A 15,862-nucleotide genomic window follows, 5' to 3' on the forward strand; every position below is an offset into this window, starting at 1 on the left:
ACCTTTAATTTCAATAAATTGAAATATAAGAGGAACAGACCGCGTCAGGGCCACCAGGTGCTCGCCAGCCCCACCCTAAAAACAAAGCGGGGAGGCCTACCGGCCTCCCCGCTTCTCCATCACCCCTTACAAACTAGGGAACGCAAACTGCGACGCCTCATGGCTGGCACGCTGCGGCCAACGCTGGGTGATCGCCTTGCGCCGGGTATAGAAGCGCACACCATCCGGGCCATAGGCATGCAGGTCACCGAACAGCGAACGCTTCCAGCCACCGAAGCTGTGGTAGGCAACCGGCACCGGCAGCGGTACGTTGACACCGACCATGCCCACTTCAATCTCGTCGCAGAACAGGCGCGCCGCTTCACCGTCACGAGTGAAGATGCAGGTGCCGTTGCCATATTCGTGATCGTTGATCAGCTGCATGGCCTGCTCCAGGCTGTGCACGCGCACCACGCAAAGCACCGGGCCAAAGATCTCTTCTTTATAGATGCGCATTTGCGGGGTCACGTTGTCGAACAGCGTGCCACCAACAAAGTAGCCATCTTCATTACCCGCCACACGCAAGCCACGGCCATCCACCACCAGCTTGGCGCCAGCGGCAACGCCGTCGTCGATGTAACCGACAACCTTGTCACGCGCAGCAGCAGTCACCAGTGGGCCCATGTCCAGGCCGCAGGAAGTGCCGGCACCAATCTTCAGCGCCTTGATCTGCGGCTCCAGCTTGGCGATCAGTGCATCGGCAACCTGGTCACCCACGCACACCGCCACCGAGATGGCCATGCAACGCTCGCCGCACGAACCGTAGGCAGCACCCATCAGCGCGCTGACCGCGTTGTCCAGGTCGGCATCAGGCATCAGCACCGCGTGGTTCTTCGCACCACCCAGGGCCTGTACGCGCTTGCCGCGCTTGGTGCCTTCGGCATAGATGTATTCGGCAATCGGTGTCGAACCGACGAAGCTCAGTGCTTTCACTTCCGGCGCTTCGATCAGTGCATCCACCGCTTCCTTGTCACCATGCACCACGTTGAGGATGCCCTTCGGCAGGCCAGCCTCCAGCAGCAGCTGAGCGATGAACAGGGTCGAGCTCGGGTCACGCTCGGACGGTTTGAGGATGAAGGCGTTACCGCAGGCAATGGCCAGCGGGTACATCCACAGCGGCACCATGGCCGGGAAGTTGAACGGGGTGATGCCAGCGACCACACCCAGCGGCTGGAAGTCGGACCAGGCGTCGATGTTCGGGCCGACGTTGCGGCTGTACTCGCCTTTCAGTACTTCCGGTGCGGCACAGGCGAACTCGACGTTCTCGATGCCACGCTTCAGTTCACCTGCAGCGTCTTCCAGGGTCTTGCCGTGCTCTTCGCTGATCATCTGCGAGATGCGGGCTTCGTTCTGCTCCAGCAGCTGCTTGAAGCGGAACATCACCTGGGCACGCTTGGCCGGTGGGGTGTTGCGCCAGGCCGGGAAGGCAGCCTTGGCCGAGTCAATGGCTTCCTGCACGGTCGCACGGCTGGCCAGCTCGACCTTGCGTATTGCCTGGCCGGTGGAGGGGTTGAAGACATCGGCGGTGCGCTCACCCTTGGTAACCAGTTCGCCGTGGATCAGGTGCTGAACAATGCTCATGCAAAACTCCAGATAAAGAAGGTTGAGGCAGGCGCGTGATGGGTCACGCGCCCTACGTCAAAAGCGGAAAGATCAGTCGATCTGGTTCAGGGCTTCGCCGACCGCGTCGAACAGGCGGTCCAGTTCCTGCGGCTGGGTATTGAAGGTTGGGCCGAACTGCAAGGTGTCGCCACCGAAACGCACATAGAAGCCGGCTTGCCACAGCTTCATGGCCGCTTCGTAAGGACGCACGATCGCATCACCATCGCGGGCAGCGATCTGGATCGCGCCGGCCAGGCCGTAGTTACGGATGTCGACGATGTTCTTGGTGCCCTTCACGCCATGCAGCAGCTTCTCGAAGTGCGGTGCCAGTTCAGCAGCCGACTGCACCAGGCTCTCCTTCTGCAGCAGGTCGAGCGCGGCAAGACCGGCGGCGCAGGCTACCGGGTGAGCCGAGTAGGTGTAGCCGTGGGGGAATTCCACCGCATATTCCGGGGTCGGCTGGTTCATGAAGGTCTGGTAGATCTCGCTGGTGGCGATGACCGCCCCCATCGGGATGGCACCGTTGGTGACCTGCTTGGCGATGCACATCAGGTCAGGGGTGACACCAAAGGCCTCGGAACCGGTCATGGCGCCCATGCGGCCAAAGCCGGTGATCACTTCGTCGAAGATCAGCAGGATATTGTGCTGGGTGCAGATTTCACGCAGGCGCTTCAGGTACCCCTTCGGCGGCGGCAACACACCGGCGGAACCCGCCAGCGGCTCGACGATCACCGCGGCGATGTTCGAGGCATCGTGCAGCTCGATCAGCTTGAGCATTTCATCTGCCAGGGCAATACCGCCCTCTTCCGGCATGCCTTTGGAGAAGGCGTTAACTGGCAGCACGGTGTGAGGCAGGTGGTCGACGTCCAGCAACTGGCCGAACATCTTGCGGTTGCCGTTGACGCCACCCAGGCTGGTGCCGGCAATGTTCACCCCGTGGTAACCACGGGCACGGCCAATGATCTTGGTCTTGGTGGCCTGGCCTTTCAGGCGCCAGTAGGCACGCACCATCTTCAGCGCGGTGTCGCAGCACTCGGAGCCAGAGTTGGTATAGAAGACGTGATTCAGGTCGCCCGGGGTCAGCTCGGTAATCTTCTCGGCCAGCTGGAACGACAGCGGGTGGCCGAACTGGAACGCCGGGGAGTAATCCAGGGTACCGAGCTGGCGCGCGACCGCTTCGGTGATTTCCTTGCGGGTATGCCCGGCGCCACAGGTCCACAGGCCAGACAGGGCGTCGAAGATCTTGCGCCCCTTGTCATCGACCAGGTAGTTGCCTTCTGCCGCCACGATCAGGCGCGGGTCGCGCTGGAAGTTACGGTTGGCGGTGTAGGGCATCCAGTGGGCGTCCAGCTTCAGCTGGCTGGCGATACCGGTGGCAGCGGTTTCGGGCATGTTCATCGGCAGTTCCTCGGAAGACGATTAGGCAACGATGGATGTTGTTGCAGCTAAATTCGCACGCGGATAAAGTCTGAAAAAGCCTACATTTCTAATCTTCAGGTAGCGCAAGACTAAACTTATGAGCCGACGCCCCGACCCTCTCGCGCAAGTCAGTGATTTCGACATTCGCCTGCTGAAAATCTACCGAAGCGTGGTTGAATGCGGCGGCTTCTCGGCGGCGGAGAACGTGCTGGGGATCGGCCGCTCGGCCATCAGCCAGCAGATGAACGACCTCGAACAACGCCTGGGCTTGCGCCTGTGCCAGCGTGGTCGTGCCGGTTTCTCGCTGACCGAGGAAGGCCGCGAGGTCTATCACTCGGCACTGCAGTTGCTCAGTGCGCTGGAGACCTTCCGTACCGAAGTCAACGGCCTGCACCAGCACTTGCGCGGCGAGCTCAACATCGGCCTGACCGACAACCTGGTCACCCTGCCGCACATGCGCATTACCCATGCCTTGGCCGAGCTCAAGGACCGCGGTCCGGATGTGCGCATCCAGATCCGCATGATCGCCCCCAGCCAGGTCGAGCAAGGGGTACTGGACGGTAGCCTGCACGTCGGCGTGGTGCCTCAGACCAGCCCTCTGTCCGGCCTGGAATACCAACCGCTGTACAGCGAACGGTCACAGCTCTATTGCGCGGTTGGCCACCCCTTGTTCTACGCCGACAACCAGCAGATCGACGATGACCGCCTCAACAGCCAGGAAGCGATCGCGCCGACCTTCCGCCTGCCCGCGGAAATCCAGGCGCACTACCAGGCGCTCAACTGCACCGCCAGTGCCTCGGACCGCGAAGGCATGGCGTTCCTGATCCTCACCGGCCGCTATATCGGCTACCTGCCCGACCACTACGCCACCTTCTGGGTCCAGCAAGGTCGCCTGCGTGCACTCAAGCCTGCGCAACGCTTCTATGACCTGAGCCTGAGCTGGGTCACGCGCAAAGGGCGGCGGCCGAACCTGGTGCTGGAAAGCTTCCTGGAAAGCCTGGCTGCGACACGTTGATGCCAGCTTCTGACGCTAAGGCTTGTCACGCCAGCACAGGCAGGTAATCTTGTCCGACATTCGTTGCCACAGACCTGTCCGGAATCGTCCATGACCCTAGAAGTCCCTGCGCATCGCCTCGCCGCCTCGGGCAAGCCCGCCGGCCGCATCCGCCAGAAGAACGAACAGGCCATCATCCAGGCCGCCGAAGACGAATTCGCCCGCCATGGGTTCAAAGGCACCAGCATGAACACCATCGCGCTGAAAGCCGGCTTGCCCAAGGCCAACCTGCATTACTACTTCACCAACAAGCTTGGCCTGTACATTGCCGTGCTAAGCAACATCATCGAGCTGTGGGACAGCACCTTCAACGCCCTGAGCGTCGAGGACGACCCGGGCGAGGCGCTGAGCCACTATATCCGCACCAAGATGGAGTTCTCCCGGCGCAACCCGCAGGCCTCGCGCATCTTCGCGATGGAAGTGATCAGCGGCGGCACCTGCCTGACCGAATACTTCAGCGCCGACTACCGCGAATGGTTCCGCGGCCGGGCCGCCGTGTTCCAGGCCTGGATCGACGCCGGCAAGATGGACCCGGTGGATCCGGTGCACCTGATCTTCCTGCTGTGGGGCAGCACCCAGCACTATGCCGACTTCGCCACCCAGATCTGCCAGGTCACCGGCCGCAGCCGCCTGACCAAGCAAGACATGGAAGATGCCAGCAACAACCTTATCCACATCATTCTCAAGGGGTGCGGCATCACGCTGGGTGCCTGACGTTCATCTATGCCTTCTACCCTGCTCGACCTCTGCGAATTTCGCGAGGAAATCCGCAAGAGCCGCTTCATCACCCTCGCCGGCCCGATCAACAGTGCCGCCGAGGCGATGAGCTTCATCGAACGCCACAGCGACCTGGCCGCCACCCACAACTGCTGGGCGTGGAAGATCGGCGGGCAATACCGCAGCAATGACGACGGCGAGCCAGGTGGTACCGCCGGGCGGCCGATCCTGGCGGCCATCGAAGCACAGGACTGCGACCAGGTGGTGGTGCTGGTGATCCGCTGGTACGGCGGCATCCAGCTGGGCACCGGCGGGCTGGCACGCGCCTACGGCGGTGGCGCCAACAAGTGCCTGCAACAGGCGCCCAAACGGCTGCTGATCCAGCGCAGCGAATACACCTGCAGTTGCACCTTCAGCGAACTGGCCCTGGTGAAACTGCGCCTGGCCGACGTGGATGGCCTGGTGCTGGATGAACAATTCACCGCCAACGGCGTCGACCTGGAGATTGCCGTGGGCGCAGCTCACGTTCCGGCCCTGCAACAGCAACTGGCCGACCTGAGCCGCGGCCGGATCATCCTCGAAGCACGCTGAAGTTTGCCCACAACAACTGTGGGCTGGCCTGTGGATAAGCTTGGGGCACTCCGTTGCAGCCCAAGCACAGCAGGGCCTGCAGAGCATTGAGCATATTTTGATCACTGTTTGATGACAGCCGTAAGCAACTGAACCTTTGAGACTTATCCCCAATGTGTCAGGGCTGTTGCAAAACGATCGACGCCCTGCTTGCGCACATTTACTGTGGATCAGCCTGTGGATAACCCGTTAGCCAACAAGCCAAGCGCCCGCCCGCTCACGGCCTGACGAACCTGTACATTTTTTAACCAGCCGCGAAGTATCCGAGGCGCGCTCGCCAACTCTGCACTATGCTCAATTCCTTTTTCCCACACCGATAAAGGAATGTTCCTATGGCATCTTCTAGAACTGCCCTCATCATCGGCGCTTCCCGCGGGCTAGGCCTTGGTCTGGTGCAACGTCTGCACGAGGACGGCTGGAACATCACGGCCACCGTGCGTAACCCTCAGCAGCCCGGCGCCCTCGCCGATGTACCGGGTGTCCGCATCGAACAACTGGAAATGAACGACACCGCCCAACTCGACGGGCTCAAACAGCGCCTGCAGGGGGAGGTTTTCGACCTGGTGTTCGTCAACGCCGGCGTCATGGGCCCCTTGCCGCAAGACCTGGAAATCGTGCAAACCCAGGCCATCGGTGAGCTGTTCATGACCAACGCCGTGGCGCCGATCCGCGTCGCCCGCCGCCTGGCCGGCCAGGTACGTGAAGGCAGCGGCGTGCTGGCGTTCATGAGTTCGATCCTTGGCAGCGTGACCATCCCCGACGGTGGCGAGGTCTGCCTGTACAAGGCCAGCAAGGCCGCGCTCAATTCGATGATCAACAGCTTCGTGGTCGAGCTGCAACGCCCCGACCTGTGCGTGCTGGCCATGCACCCGGGCTGGGTGAAGACCGACATGGGTGGCGAAAACGCCGAAATCGACGTGCTCACCAGCACCCGTGGCATGCTCGAACAGATCAAGGCGCAAAGCGGCCACGGTGGCCTGCGCTTCATCAACTACAAGGGCGAGTCGCTCACCTGGTGAGGTGAATACCGACCGGCCGGGCGCAATGCCCGGCCAGGCCCTGTAGAATGGCGGCAACCGTACCTGATTCGAGACATTCCCCCTATGTATGACTGGCTGAATGCCCTGCCCAAGGCAGAACTGCACCTGCACCTTGAAGGCTCGCTGGAACCCGAACTGCTGTTCGCCCTGGCCGAGCGCAACAAGATCGCCCTGCCGTGGAACGACGTGGAAACCCTGCGCAGCGCCTACGCCTTCAACAACCTGCAGGAATTCCTCGACCTGTATTACCAGGGCGCGGACGTGCTGCGCACCGAGCAGGACTTCTACGACCTGACCTGGGCCTACCTGCAACGCTGCAAGGCGCAGAATGTCATCCACACCGAACCCTTCTTCGATCCGCAGACTCACACCGACCGCGGCATCCCGTTCGAAGTCGTGCTCAATGGCATCAACCAGGCACTGAAGGACGGTCGCGAGCAACTGGGTATCAGCAGTGGCCTGATCCTCAGCTTCCTGCGCCACCTCAGCGAAGACGAAGCGCAAAAGACCCTCGACCAGGCCCTGCCCTTCCGCGACGCGTTCATCGCCGTCGGCCTGGACAGCTCGGAAATGGGTCACCCGCCCAGCAAGTTCCAGCGTGTGTTCGACCGTGCCCGCAGCGAAGGCTTGGTAGCCGTAGCCCACGCCGGTGAGGAAGGCCCACCCGAGTACATCTGGGAGGCCCTCGACCTGCTGAAGATCAAGCGCATCGACCACGGCGTACGCGCCATCGAAGACGAACGCCTGATGCAGCGCATCATCGACGAACAGATCCCGCTCACCGTCTGCCCGTTGTCGAACACCAAGCTCTGCGTGTTCGACCACATGAGCCAGCACAACATCCTCGACATGCTCGAGCGTGGCGTGAAGGTGACGGTGAACTCGGACGACCCGGCCTACTTCGGCGGTTACGTCACCGAGAACTTCCATGCCCTGCACACCCACCTGGGCATGACCGAAGACCAGGCCCGCCGCCTGGCGCAAAACAGCCTGGATGCTCGCCTGGTCTGAAGCCGTCAACCGACCTGCAAGGTGCTCACGCGGGCTATACAGTTGATCTGCTGCACACCCTCGGCAGAAATCTGCAGTACCCGCGTGCCCTCAGGCTCGCGTATCCAGCCAGACTGCAAAAACAGTTTGAGCAATGCCTGACCAAGGCTGCCGCCCAGGTGTGGCCCTTGGTCGCTCCATTCATTGCAATGGCAGATCACACAGTGCCGCCGCGACGCCAGCGCGTCGATGTAGACGCCAATGGCCGCCAGCTGCGTTCGCCCCTCCTCACTGACCATCAGTTCCCGCTCGCTGCCCTCCAGCCAGCCCGCCACCACCAGCCGGTGATACAGCTCACCCGCCAGCTCGCCGCCCAGGTGTTCGCCACAGCGACGTGCCCTGCGCATCGACATCGGCAGCTGCAGCACCTCCGTACGCGGCCCCCTTTCCGACGCCAGCTGGACGCTGGCCAGCGCTTCGACAGCAACGCCTACCTGAGGTGTCGCGAGCCTGAAGTAGCGCTTGCGCCCGCGAGCCTCAAGCCTGAGCAGGCCGGCCGAAGACAGCAACGAAAGGTGGGCACAGGCCGACGACGCGGTCAGGCCGGCCATCATTGCCAGTTCATCGGTCGGCCGTGGTGTGCCATCGATTAGCGCCCACAACATCGCGCTACGCTTGGGGTCGGCCATCAGGCCGGCAATCTGACTGATACTGCTGACTGCATTCATGTCCCTGTATCTCCCCGCATGATCACGTCTGGTTTCCAGAGGCCAGCCTTGGCTACGCTGATCGCCTCTCAAGCAAACTGCCAAGGGCCAGTATAAGCCGCACCCGTGCCCCTTCCGGCAGCCCTGCACATGCTCGGACAGGCGCATTCGGCGTTGGGTGGGGCAACCCTCACGCAAGTCAAAGTCGTCACAACGTGGTGCAGAAAGGAAAATACAGGGCATGAGGAAGGATGGCCCAGAGTGGGCAGCGACTCTGCTGACAGCGCGCTTCCTTAAGTAGCGCAAATCAAAGCGAAGCTTCCACAACAATCCAGGCATGTGCCTTGGAATCGTCTGACAGGCCACTGGGAAAGGTGCCCAGACCGCCAGTCAGGACACATACCCAAGTCATGGCGCCCGGTGACTGCAGCGCTACACTTGACCCGCTCTCCCCCCAATCGGAGGTATGCCGCAATGAAGATTGTCGTCAGTGCGTCGAACCGCAACCCCAACTGCCCTTGGCAAGTGAGGCTCGACCAGCATGTGGTGAGTTTCCGCAGCGAGGCAGAAGCACGTGCCTTCGTCGCCACCCTGGAAACCCGCCTGCGGGCACCTCACCCGCTTATGCTGGACGCGTGGCCTGTAAATGCCGGGTCAACAGCGCGACACTGACCACCAGCGCTCCGCACAGGCTGATCACCAAGGTCATGGGCACCGCACTGCCGTCATGCAGCACGCCGACCAGCGACGCCGCACCGGCTGCAACGCTGAACTGCAGGCAGCCCATCAGCGCCGACGCGCTGCCTGCTCGCGCGCCCTGGCCACTCATGGCGCAGGCCGACGCGTTGGGGATGATGCAACCCAAGCTGGCAATGCAGACGAACAGCGGCACCAGCAATGGCCACAACTGCGCCGGGCGCAGAGCTGCCACGCCCAGCAGTACCAGCCCTGCTGCCAGGTAGAGCCAGACCGCCCGTACCAACAGGAATGCCGGGCCTCGCTTGGCCAGCAAGCGCGCGTTGACCTGGGCTACCAGTATGAAGCCGGCTGCGTTGCTACCGAACAGCCAGCCATAGTGCTCCGCGGGTACGCCATAGAGCTTGATGAATACGAAAGGCGAACCGGCGATGTAGGCAAACATCCCGGCAATGGCGATACCGCCGGTCAAGGCGTGGCCGATGAACACACGATCAGCCAACAACCGCAGGTACTGGCGCACTGCACCTGACAGCGGCTGGCGCGGCATGTTCGCCGGCAGGCTCTCCGGCAGGCCCAGGCTTACCGCCAGCAGGCTGGCAGCGCTGAACAGGCTCAGCGCCAGGAAAATCGACTGCCAACCGGCCACGTTCACCAGCACTCCGCCCAGCATCGGCGCAAGGATGGGTGCCAGGCCCATCACCAGCATCAACTGCGAGAACACCTTGGCCGATGCCACCGGGTCGCACTTGTCACTGACAATGGCCCGCGACAGCACCATGCCGGCACAACCGCCCAGTGCCTGGACAAAGCGCGCCACGATCAAAGTGTCGAGGTTGGGGGCGTAGGCACAGGCCAGCGAGGCCAAGGTGAACAGCGCCACGCCGAACAGCAGCGGCTTGCGCCGGCCGAAGCGGTCCGCCACCGGCCCGTAGGCCAGTTGGCCGATCGACAAGCCGAGGAAGTAGGCCGCCAAGGTGGCCTGTACATGTTTTTCATCGGTGGCGAACGCCTGCGCCATAGCCGGGAAGGCGGGCAGGTAGAAGTCGATCGCCAAGGGCCCGAACGCACTCAGTGCGCCCAGAATCAGCACCATTCGCAGGTTCATCAGGAATCCATAGCAGGCTAAGCAAGCCGCTAAGTCTACCTGCAGTGGCCACCCTCAGCATGAAAACATTTGCAACAAAACAGGGCCGCATTGCGGCCCCTTCGGCTCAGGCCACTTCAGCCTGGTAGCCTTCCTCGCGAATAGCCGCCAGCAGCTGCTCAGCGGCCAGCGAGCTTTGCACCCGCACTTTCTTGCCAGGCAGATCGACTTCCACCGTCGCCTGCGCATCCTGTTCCTGTACCGCGCGCGTCACTGCTTTCACGCAATGGCCACAGGTCATGCCTTGAACATTGAACACTTGCATGGGTACTGCCTCCTTCAGGGTTTGACGCAGTTTCAAGCTTGCCATCGGGGCAAGGTCAAGTTCTGCGTGCAACGGCCGGGCTGGAAATCCGCGCGGTCCTCAGCCAAGCTGCGCCTTTGACGATTTGTGCAAGCAGGAGATTCTTCATGTTCAGGACAGCAGTGGGCGTTGTCGGGCTGTTGGCCGCGCTGGCCGCCGTGCCACCGGCCAGCGCCGAGGGCAATTCGGACTACAGCGTACTGATCATTTCCCGGGAACGCCTGGAAGTGGCTACCAGCTGCGAAATCGGCGTGTACCTCAACGATCAGCTCTCCGGCCGCGTATTCCAGGAACAGTCCACGTCCTTCAACCTGCCGCCCGGCCCGGTCGACGTGCGCTTGCGCCTGCTGCCCGGGCAGATGCCCGGCTGTGCTCCAGGCATCGAGGACCAACGCAGCACGCGACTCAACCTGCAAGCGGGCCAGATCAGTAAGTACCGCATCGCCATGGGCCACAATGGCCTTGAGTTGAAGCGAGCCAGCCTGGGCTATTGACCTTCCCTGTGTGGCAAGGTTGATGCTGATGCTGAAGCCCTGCCAAGGAGGAGCGTCATGCCTGCATCTACCACATTCGACCTGCCGATCTCCGGCATGACCTGCGCCAGCTGCGCTGGCCGTGTCGAGCGCGCCCTGCGCAAAGTCAGCGGCGCTGACCAGGTCAGCGTCAACCTCGCCACCGAACAGGCCAGGGTCCAGGCCCCGGCCGACAGCCTGCCAGCCCTGGTCGAAGCCGTGCGTGGCGCCGGCTATGGCGTGCCGACCCGAACCGTGGAACTGCAGATCGGCGGCATGACCTGCGCCAGCTGCGTCGGCCGTGTCGAGCGCGCGCTTGGCAAGCTGCCCGGGGTCGAACAGGTCAGCGTCAACCTGGCCAGCGAACGTGCTCACCTGGAAGTGCTGCAGGCGCTCGACGACGCGCTGCTGATAGCCGCTGTCGAAAAAGCCGGTTACAGCGCCAGCCTGCCGCAAGCGGCCAAGGATGATCAGCAGGCTGCGCAACGGCGCCTGCGCAACGAACGCCTGGCCGTCGCTGCCGCGCTGTTGCTGGCCCTGCCCTTGGTGCTGCCAATGCTGGTGCAGCCATTCGGCCTGCACTGGATGCTGCCCGCCTGGGTGCAGTTCGCGCTGGCCACCCCGGTGCAGTTCGTGCTCGGTGCACGCTTCTACAAAGCCGCCTACAAAGCCGTGCGGGCCGGTGCCGGCAACATGGACCTGCTGGTCGCCCTGGGCACCAGTGCGGGTTATGGCCTGAGCCTGTACCAGTGGGCCAAGGCCCCAGCCGGAATGGCCCCCCACCTTTACTTCGAAGCTTCGGCGGTAGTCATCGCCCTGGTACTGCTGGGCAAATACCTCGAAAGCCGGGCCAAGCGCCAGACCGCCAGCGCCATCCGCGCCCTCGAAGCGCTGCGCCCTGAGCGTGCCGTGCGCGTCATCGACGGCCGCGAAGAAGACGTGGCGATTGCCCAGCTGCGCCTCGGCGACCTGGTACTGGTCAAGCCTGGCGAACGCTTCCCGGTCGACGGCACGGTGGAAGAAGGCAGCAGCCACGCTGACGAAGCACTGATCAGCGGCGAAAGCCTGCCGGTAGCCAAACAACCCGGCGACAGCGTCACCGGGGGGGCAATCAACGGCGAAGGCCGGCTGCTGGTGCGTACCCAGGCGCTGGGTACGGAAACCGTGCTGGCCCGGATCATCCGCCTGGTCGAAGACGCACAAGCGGCCAAGGCGCCGATCCAGAAGCTGGTCGATCGGGTCAGCCAGGTATTCGTGCCCGCCGTGCTGGTGCTGGCACTGCTCACCTTGATTGGCTGGTGGCTGGCCGGTGCGCCGCTGGAGACCGCGCTGATCAATGCGGTCGCCGTGCTGGTGATCGCCTGCCCCTGCGCCCTGGGCCTGGCCACGCCAGCAGCAATCATGGCCGGCACCGGTGTCGCTGCACGCCACGGCATCCTGATCAAGGACGCCGAAGCGCTGGAGCGTGCCCATGCGGTCGATCGTGTGGTATTCGACAAGACCGGCACCCTCACCTCCGGCAGCCCGCGGGTGGTCCACAGCCAGGCACTGGACGGTAATGGCGCCAACCTGCATCGCCTAGCCGGTGCCCTGCAGCGCGGCAGCGAGCATCCGTTGGCCAAGGCGGTGCTGGATGCCTGCGCCGAGCAAGGCCTGGAGGTACCCGTCGTGACTGACAGCCAGTCACTCACCGGTCGCGGCATTGCCGGGCGCGTGGAAGGTCGCGAACTGGCGCTGGGCAACCGCCGCCTGCTCGATGAAAGCAATCTGCAACCTGGCGAGCTGGCTGCCAGCGCTCAAGCCTGGGAAGCCGAAGGCCGCACGCTGTCGTGGCTCATCGAACGTGGCACAGCGCCTCGCGTACTCGGCCTGTTCGCCTTCGGCGACAGCCTCAAACCCGGTGCCGGGCAGGCCATCGCCGCCCTGCACGCCCGCCACATCAGCAGCCACCTGCTGACCGGCGACAACCGCGGCAGCGCCAAGGTGGTGGCCGATGCCCTCGGCATCGACGACGTGTACGCCGAAGTATTGCCGGCCGACAAGGCCGCCACCGTGGCCGCCCTGAAAAAGAGCGGCGTGGTAGCGATGGTCGGCGACGGCATCAACGATGCCCCGGCCCTGGCCGCTGCCGACATCGGCATCGCCATGGGCGGTGGCACCGACGTGGCCATGCAGGCTGCCGGCATCACCCTGATGCGCGGCGACCCGCGCCTGGTGCCCGCCGCGCTGGAAATCAGCCGCAAGACTTATGCGAAAATCCGCCAGAACCTGTTCTGGGCCTTCATCTATAACCTGATCGGCATTCCCCTGGCCGCGCTGGGCTATCTCAACCCGGTACTGGCCGGCGCCGCCATGGCGCTGTCCAGCGTCAGCGTGGTCAGCAATGCCTTGTGGCTGAAGACCTGGAAACCCACCAACACCTCGCAGGAGGCCCGATGAACATTGGCCAGGCCGCCCGCCGCAGCGGGCTCAGCACCAAGATGATCCGCTATTACGAATCCATCGGCCTGCTCAAGCCGGCCACCCGCAGCGACAGCGGCTACCGCTTGTACCAGGCCGAGGACTTGCACAGCCTGGCCTTCATCAAGCGCTCCCGTGACCTCGGGTTTTCCCTGGAAGAAGTGGGCAAGCTGCTGACCCTGTGGCAGGACCGCGGGCGTGCCAGCGCCGACGTCAAGGCGCTGGCCATGCAGCATATCGATGAGCTGAATCGGCGTATCGAGGAGCTGGTGAGCTTGCGTGACACCCTGGGTGATCTGGTTGCCCACTGCCAGGGGGATGACCGCCCGGACTGCCCGATTCTGAAAGACCTGGCCAATGGCGCAGGATGCTGCCATTGAAAGCCTGCGGCGTGCTGACATCAGTACGCCGCAAACTTTTGGTATGCCATATTAGCCCAATGCCGACCGAATAGTCGCCAAATGCGACTTTGCCCAACAAATACGGGCACTTTCACTAAAAAATCCCCGGATGCTGCCGATGTAGTTGCTACCTGCCTCGCGTGCAAAAAAACAAACCCCGGGAGCGTCGATGAACATCAAACAGAAACTGACATGGGCCTTCGCGATTATCGCGGGCTTGCCCATCGTCCTCGTGGCCACCTTGGTGGTGATCAACCTGCGCGGCGAAGCCCGTGACGGATTCCTCGACAGCAGCAGCCGGGAAATCCGCCAGGTCAGCAACGCGATGAACATCTTCTTCCAGGGCATCGACCAGAACGTCGACTACCTGGCCTCCCAACCGATGGTGGCGGCCACGGGCAACAACCTGAACAAGTTCATGAGCGCCAACCCGTCCTACCAACTGGGCGATCAGGACAAGCAACTGCTGGAATTTTTCACTCGCCTGGCAGAAACCCACCCAGGCTACGCCTACGTAGCCTACGGGGTGAATGACGGTGGCTATGTCGGCTGGCCGGGCGGGCAGAAGTTCGTCAACTATGACCCGCGCCCGCGTCCCTGGTACCAGCTGGCCATGGCCAACCCGGGCAAGACGGTGCGCACTGGCGCCTATTACTGGGCTGCCGACGATGCCGTGCTGATCAGCACCGTGCGCGCCGTCGCCAACCAGCTCGGCAACCCCGGTGGCGTGGTCAACATCGACGTGTCGCTCAAGGGCCTGACCGAGATCGTCAAGCAGATCAAGCTGGGCGAAAGCGGCTACCTGATGCTGGTGGAAAACAACGGCAACGTGATGGTCGACCCACGCGATGCCAGCCACAACTTCAAGCAACTGGCCAGCTTCGGCGACGGCTACGCCGAACTGGCCAAGGCCGGCAAGGGCCTGGTCGAGGTCGAGATCAACGGCGAGCGCTACATGGCCAACGTCTACCCTGACGAGAAGCTGGGCTGGACCTTCATCGGCCTGATCCAGCAAGGCGAAGTGATGCAGACCACCACCCGCCTGACCTGGCTGATCGGCGCCATCGCACTGGTACTGGCGGCACTGTTCGCCGTGGTCGGCGCCGCCTTCGCCAAACTCATCGTGCGCCCGATCAACAGCGTCACCAGCGGCCTGGAAGACATTGCCCAGGGCGAAGGCGACCTGACCCGCAATCTGGACGTGCGCGGGCGCGACGAAACCGCGCAACTGGCCAACTGGTTCAACCAGTTCCTGGGTGCCATCCGCAGCCTGATCCAGCATATCGGTTCGGCCGCCAGCAAGATCCTCAGCACCTCCAGCAGCTCCACCCGGGTCTCCAGCGACATGGCCGAGGCTGCCGGCCGCCAGCGTGAAGCGGTGGACATGGTCTCCACCGCGTTCCACGAAATGGTCGCCACCGCCAACGAAGTCGCCCGCTCCTGCAGCCAGGCTGCGCAATCGGCCGACAGTGGCCAGCAGCAAGCCCGCGAAGGCCAGCAACAGATCGACGCGGCAGTCAGCAGCGTCGACCGCCTGAGCCAGGAGATTGAGCAGTCGGCCCAGTCAATCCAGCAACTGGAGCGCGACAGCAACGCCATCCAGTCGATTCTCGGCACCATCCGCTCGATTGCCGAACAGACCAACCTGCTGGCACTCAACGCAGCCATCGAGGCGGCCCGGGCCGGCGAACAAGGCCGTGGCTTTGCCGTGGTGGCCGACGAGGTGCGGGCACTGGCCAAGCGCACCGCCGACTCCACGGCCGAAATCGACGGTTTGCTGGGCAACCTGGCCAGCCGCACCGCCGAAGTGGCCGAGCAGATGCATGCCAGCCTGGAAGTGTCGCAGCAGTCTGTCAGCCGCATTGGCCTGGCCCGTGACAGCTTCGGGCAGATCCGCGAGTCGGTGGACATCATCCGCGACATGAACACGCAGATCGCCACGGCGGCGGAAGAACAGCATCAGGTGGCCGAGGACATCAACCGCCATATCAGCCAGATTCATGGCGATGCGCAGTTGGTGGCGGAACTGGCCCAGGCGGCGCGCCAGGACTCCGAGAGCCTGGCCGGGCTGTCCAATGAACTGGATTCGCTGGTGCGTCGCTTCCGCACCTGATCGCCAGCCTGTTCTGGCCCTATCGTCGGCA

At 63.2% G+C, this 15,862-nt stretch carries 15 protein-coding genes and 1 pseudogene; 11 read left to right on the forward strand and 5 right to left on the reverse strand.

Annotation, left to right across the window (positions count from 1 at the left end; genetic code table 11):
- Positions 1 to 126: 126 nt before the first annotated feature.
- Positions 127 to 1,620, reverse strand: coding sequence for a CoA-acylating methylmalonate-semialdehyde dehydrogenase (locus F6X59_RS23050; protein WP_152958298.1), 1,494 nt, complete (start codon positions 1,618 to 1,620; stop codon positions 127 to 129).
- A 72-nt stretch (positions 1,621 to 1,692) separates the two neighbouring features.
- Positions 1,693 to 3,039: an aspartate aminotransferase family protein gene (locus F6X59_RS23055; protein WP_152958299.1), complete on the reverse strand. Its 1,347-nt coding sequence runs from the start codon at positions 3,037 to 3,039 to the stop codon at positions 1,693 to 1,695.
- A 118-nt stretch (positions 3,040 to 3,157) separates the two neighbouring features.
- Here F6X59_RS23055 and F6X59_RS23060 point away from each other — a divergent pair, with 118 nt between their 5' ends.
- The 5 genes from F6X59_RS23060 to F6X59_RS23080 all read left to right on the forward strand — a co-directional run bounded on the left by F6X59_RS23060 (position 3,158) and on the right by F6X59_RS23080 (position 7,512).
- Entirely contained in the window at positions 3,158 to 4,075 is a 918-nt protein-coding gene (locus tag F6X59_RS23060) for a LysR family transcriptional regulator (RefSeq protein WP_054886800.1), read from the forward strand.
- Between the two features lie 90 nt (positions 4,076 to 4,165).
- Positions 4,166 to 4,828 carry a TetR/AcrR family transcriptional regulator gene (locus F6X59_RS23065; protein ID WP_152958300.1) on the forward strand — a complete coding sequence of 221 codons (663 nt, stop codon included), beginning with the start codon at positions 4,166 to 4,168 and terminating at the stop codon, positions 4,826 to 4,828.
- 9 nt (positions 4,829 to 4,837) lie between these two features.
- Positions 4,838 to 5,422 carry a YigZ family protein gene (locus F6X59_RS23070; protein ID WP_152958301.1) on the forward strand — a complete coding sequence of 195 codons (585 nt, stop codon included), beginning with the start codon at positions 4,838 to 4,840 and terminating at the stop codon, positions 5,420 to 5,422.
- Positions 5,423 to 5,793: 371 nt separating this feature from the next.
- On the forward strand, positions 5,794 to 6,480 hold the full coding sequence (locus F6X59_RS23075) for an SDR family oxidoreductase (protein WP_152958302.1): 687 nt from the start codon (positions 5,794 to 5,796) through the stop codon (positions 6,478 to 6,480).
- Positions 6,481 to 6,564: 84 nt separating this feature from the next.
- On the forward strand, positions 6,565 to 7,512 hold the full coding sequence (locus F6X59_RS23080) for an adenosine deaminase (RefSeq protein ID WP_152958303.1): 948 nt from the start codon (positions 6,565 to 6,567) through the stop codon (positions 7,510 to 7,512).
- A gap of 5 nt (positions 7,513 to 7,517) precedes the next feature.
- Here the strand turns inward: F6X59_RS23080 and F6X59_RS23085 are convergent, their stop codons facing one another.
- Complete coding sequence (locus F6X59_RS23085) at positions 7,518 to 8,219, reverse strand: helix-turn-helix transcriptional regulator (RefSeq protein WP_152958304.1); 702 nt, start codon at positions 8,217 to 8,219, stop codon at positions 7,518 to 7,520.
- A 453-nt stretch (positions 8,220 to 8,672) separates the two neighbouring features.
- Here F6X59_RS23085 and F6X59_RS28770 point away from each other — a divergent pair, with 453 nt between their 5' ends.
- Positions 8,673 to 8,870 carry a hypothetical protein gene (locus F6X59_RS28770; RefSeq protein WP_256669403.1) on the forward strand — a complete coding sequence of 66 codons (198 nt, stop codon included), beginning with the start codon at positions 8,673 to 8,675 and terminating at the stop codon, positions 8,868 to 8,870.
- On the opposite strand, the gene F6X59_RS23090 is transcribed toward F6X59_RS28770, so the two are convergent.
- On the reverse strand, positions 8,821 to 10,002 hold the full coding sequence (locus F6X59_RS23090; RefSeq protein ID WP_152958305.1) for a multidrug effflux MFS transporter: 1,182 nt from the start codon (positions 10,000 to 10,002) through the stop codon (positions 8,821 to 8,823). The genes F6X59_RS28770 and F6X59_RS23090 overlap by 50 nt on opposite strands.
- Before the next feature lie 106 nt (positions 10,003 to 10,108).
- Positions 10,109 to 10,306 (reverse strand): heavy-metal-associated domain-containing protein, encoded by a 198-nt coding sequence (locus F6X59_RS23095; RefSeq protein WP_152958306.1) that lies wholly within the window; start codon positions 10,304 to 10,306, stop codon positions 10,109 to 10,111.
- 146 nt (positions 10,307 to 10,452) lie between these two features.
- On the opposite strand from F6X59_RS23095, the gene F6X59_RS23100 reads away from it, so the two are divergent.
- The 5 genes and pseudogenes from F6X59_RS23100 to F6X59_RS29025 all read left to right on the forward strand — a co-directional run bounded on the left by F6X59_RS23100 (position 10,453) and on the right by F6X59_RS29025 (position 15,831).
- Entirely contained in the window at positions 10,453 to 10,839 is a 387-nt protein-coding gene (locus F6X59_RS23100; protein WP_152958307.1) for a hypothetical protein, read from the forward strand.
- Positions 10,840 to 10,896: 57 nt separating this feature from the next.
- On the forward strand, positions 10,897 to 13,296 hold the full coding sequence (locus tag F6X59_RS23105; RefSeq protein WP_152958308.1) for a heavy metal translocating P-type ATPase: 2,400 nt from the start codon (positions 10,897 to 10,899) through the stop codon (positions 13,294 to 13,296).
- Positions 13,293 to 13,697, forward strand: coding sequence for a Cu(I)-responsive transcriptional regulator (cueR, locus tag F6X59_RS23110; RefSeq protein ID WP_110633749.1), 405 nt, complete (start codon positions 13,293 to 13,295; stop codon positions 13,695 to 13,697). Before F6X59_RS23105 ends, cueR begins: the two co-directional genes overlap by 4 nt.
- A 346-nt stretch (positions 13,698 to 14,043) precedes the next feature.
- Positions 14,044 to 14,973: pseudogene (locus F6X59_RS29020) on the forward strand (cache domain-containing protein); the annotation flags it as partial.
- Between the two features lie 129 nt (positions 14,974 to 15,102).
- On the forward strand, positions 15,103 to 15,831 hold the full coding sequence (locus tag F6X59_RS29025) for a methyl-accepting chemotaxis protein (protein ID WP_371263088.1): 729 nt from the start codon (positions 15,103 to 15,105) through the stop codon (positions 15,829 to 15,831).
- Positions 15,832 to 15,862 lie beyond the last annotated feature (31 nt).

The organism is Pseudomonas sp. MN1F (assembly GCF_009391885.1).
Taxonomy (GTDB): Bacteria; Pseudomonadota; Gammaproteobacteria; order Pseudomonadales; family Pseudomonadaceae; genus Aquipseudomonas.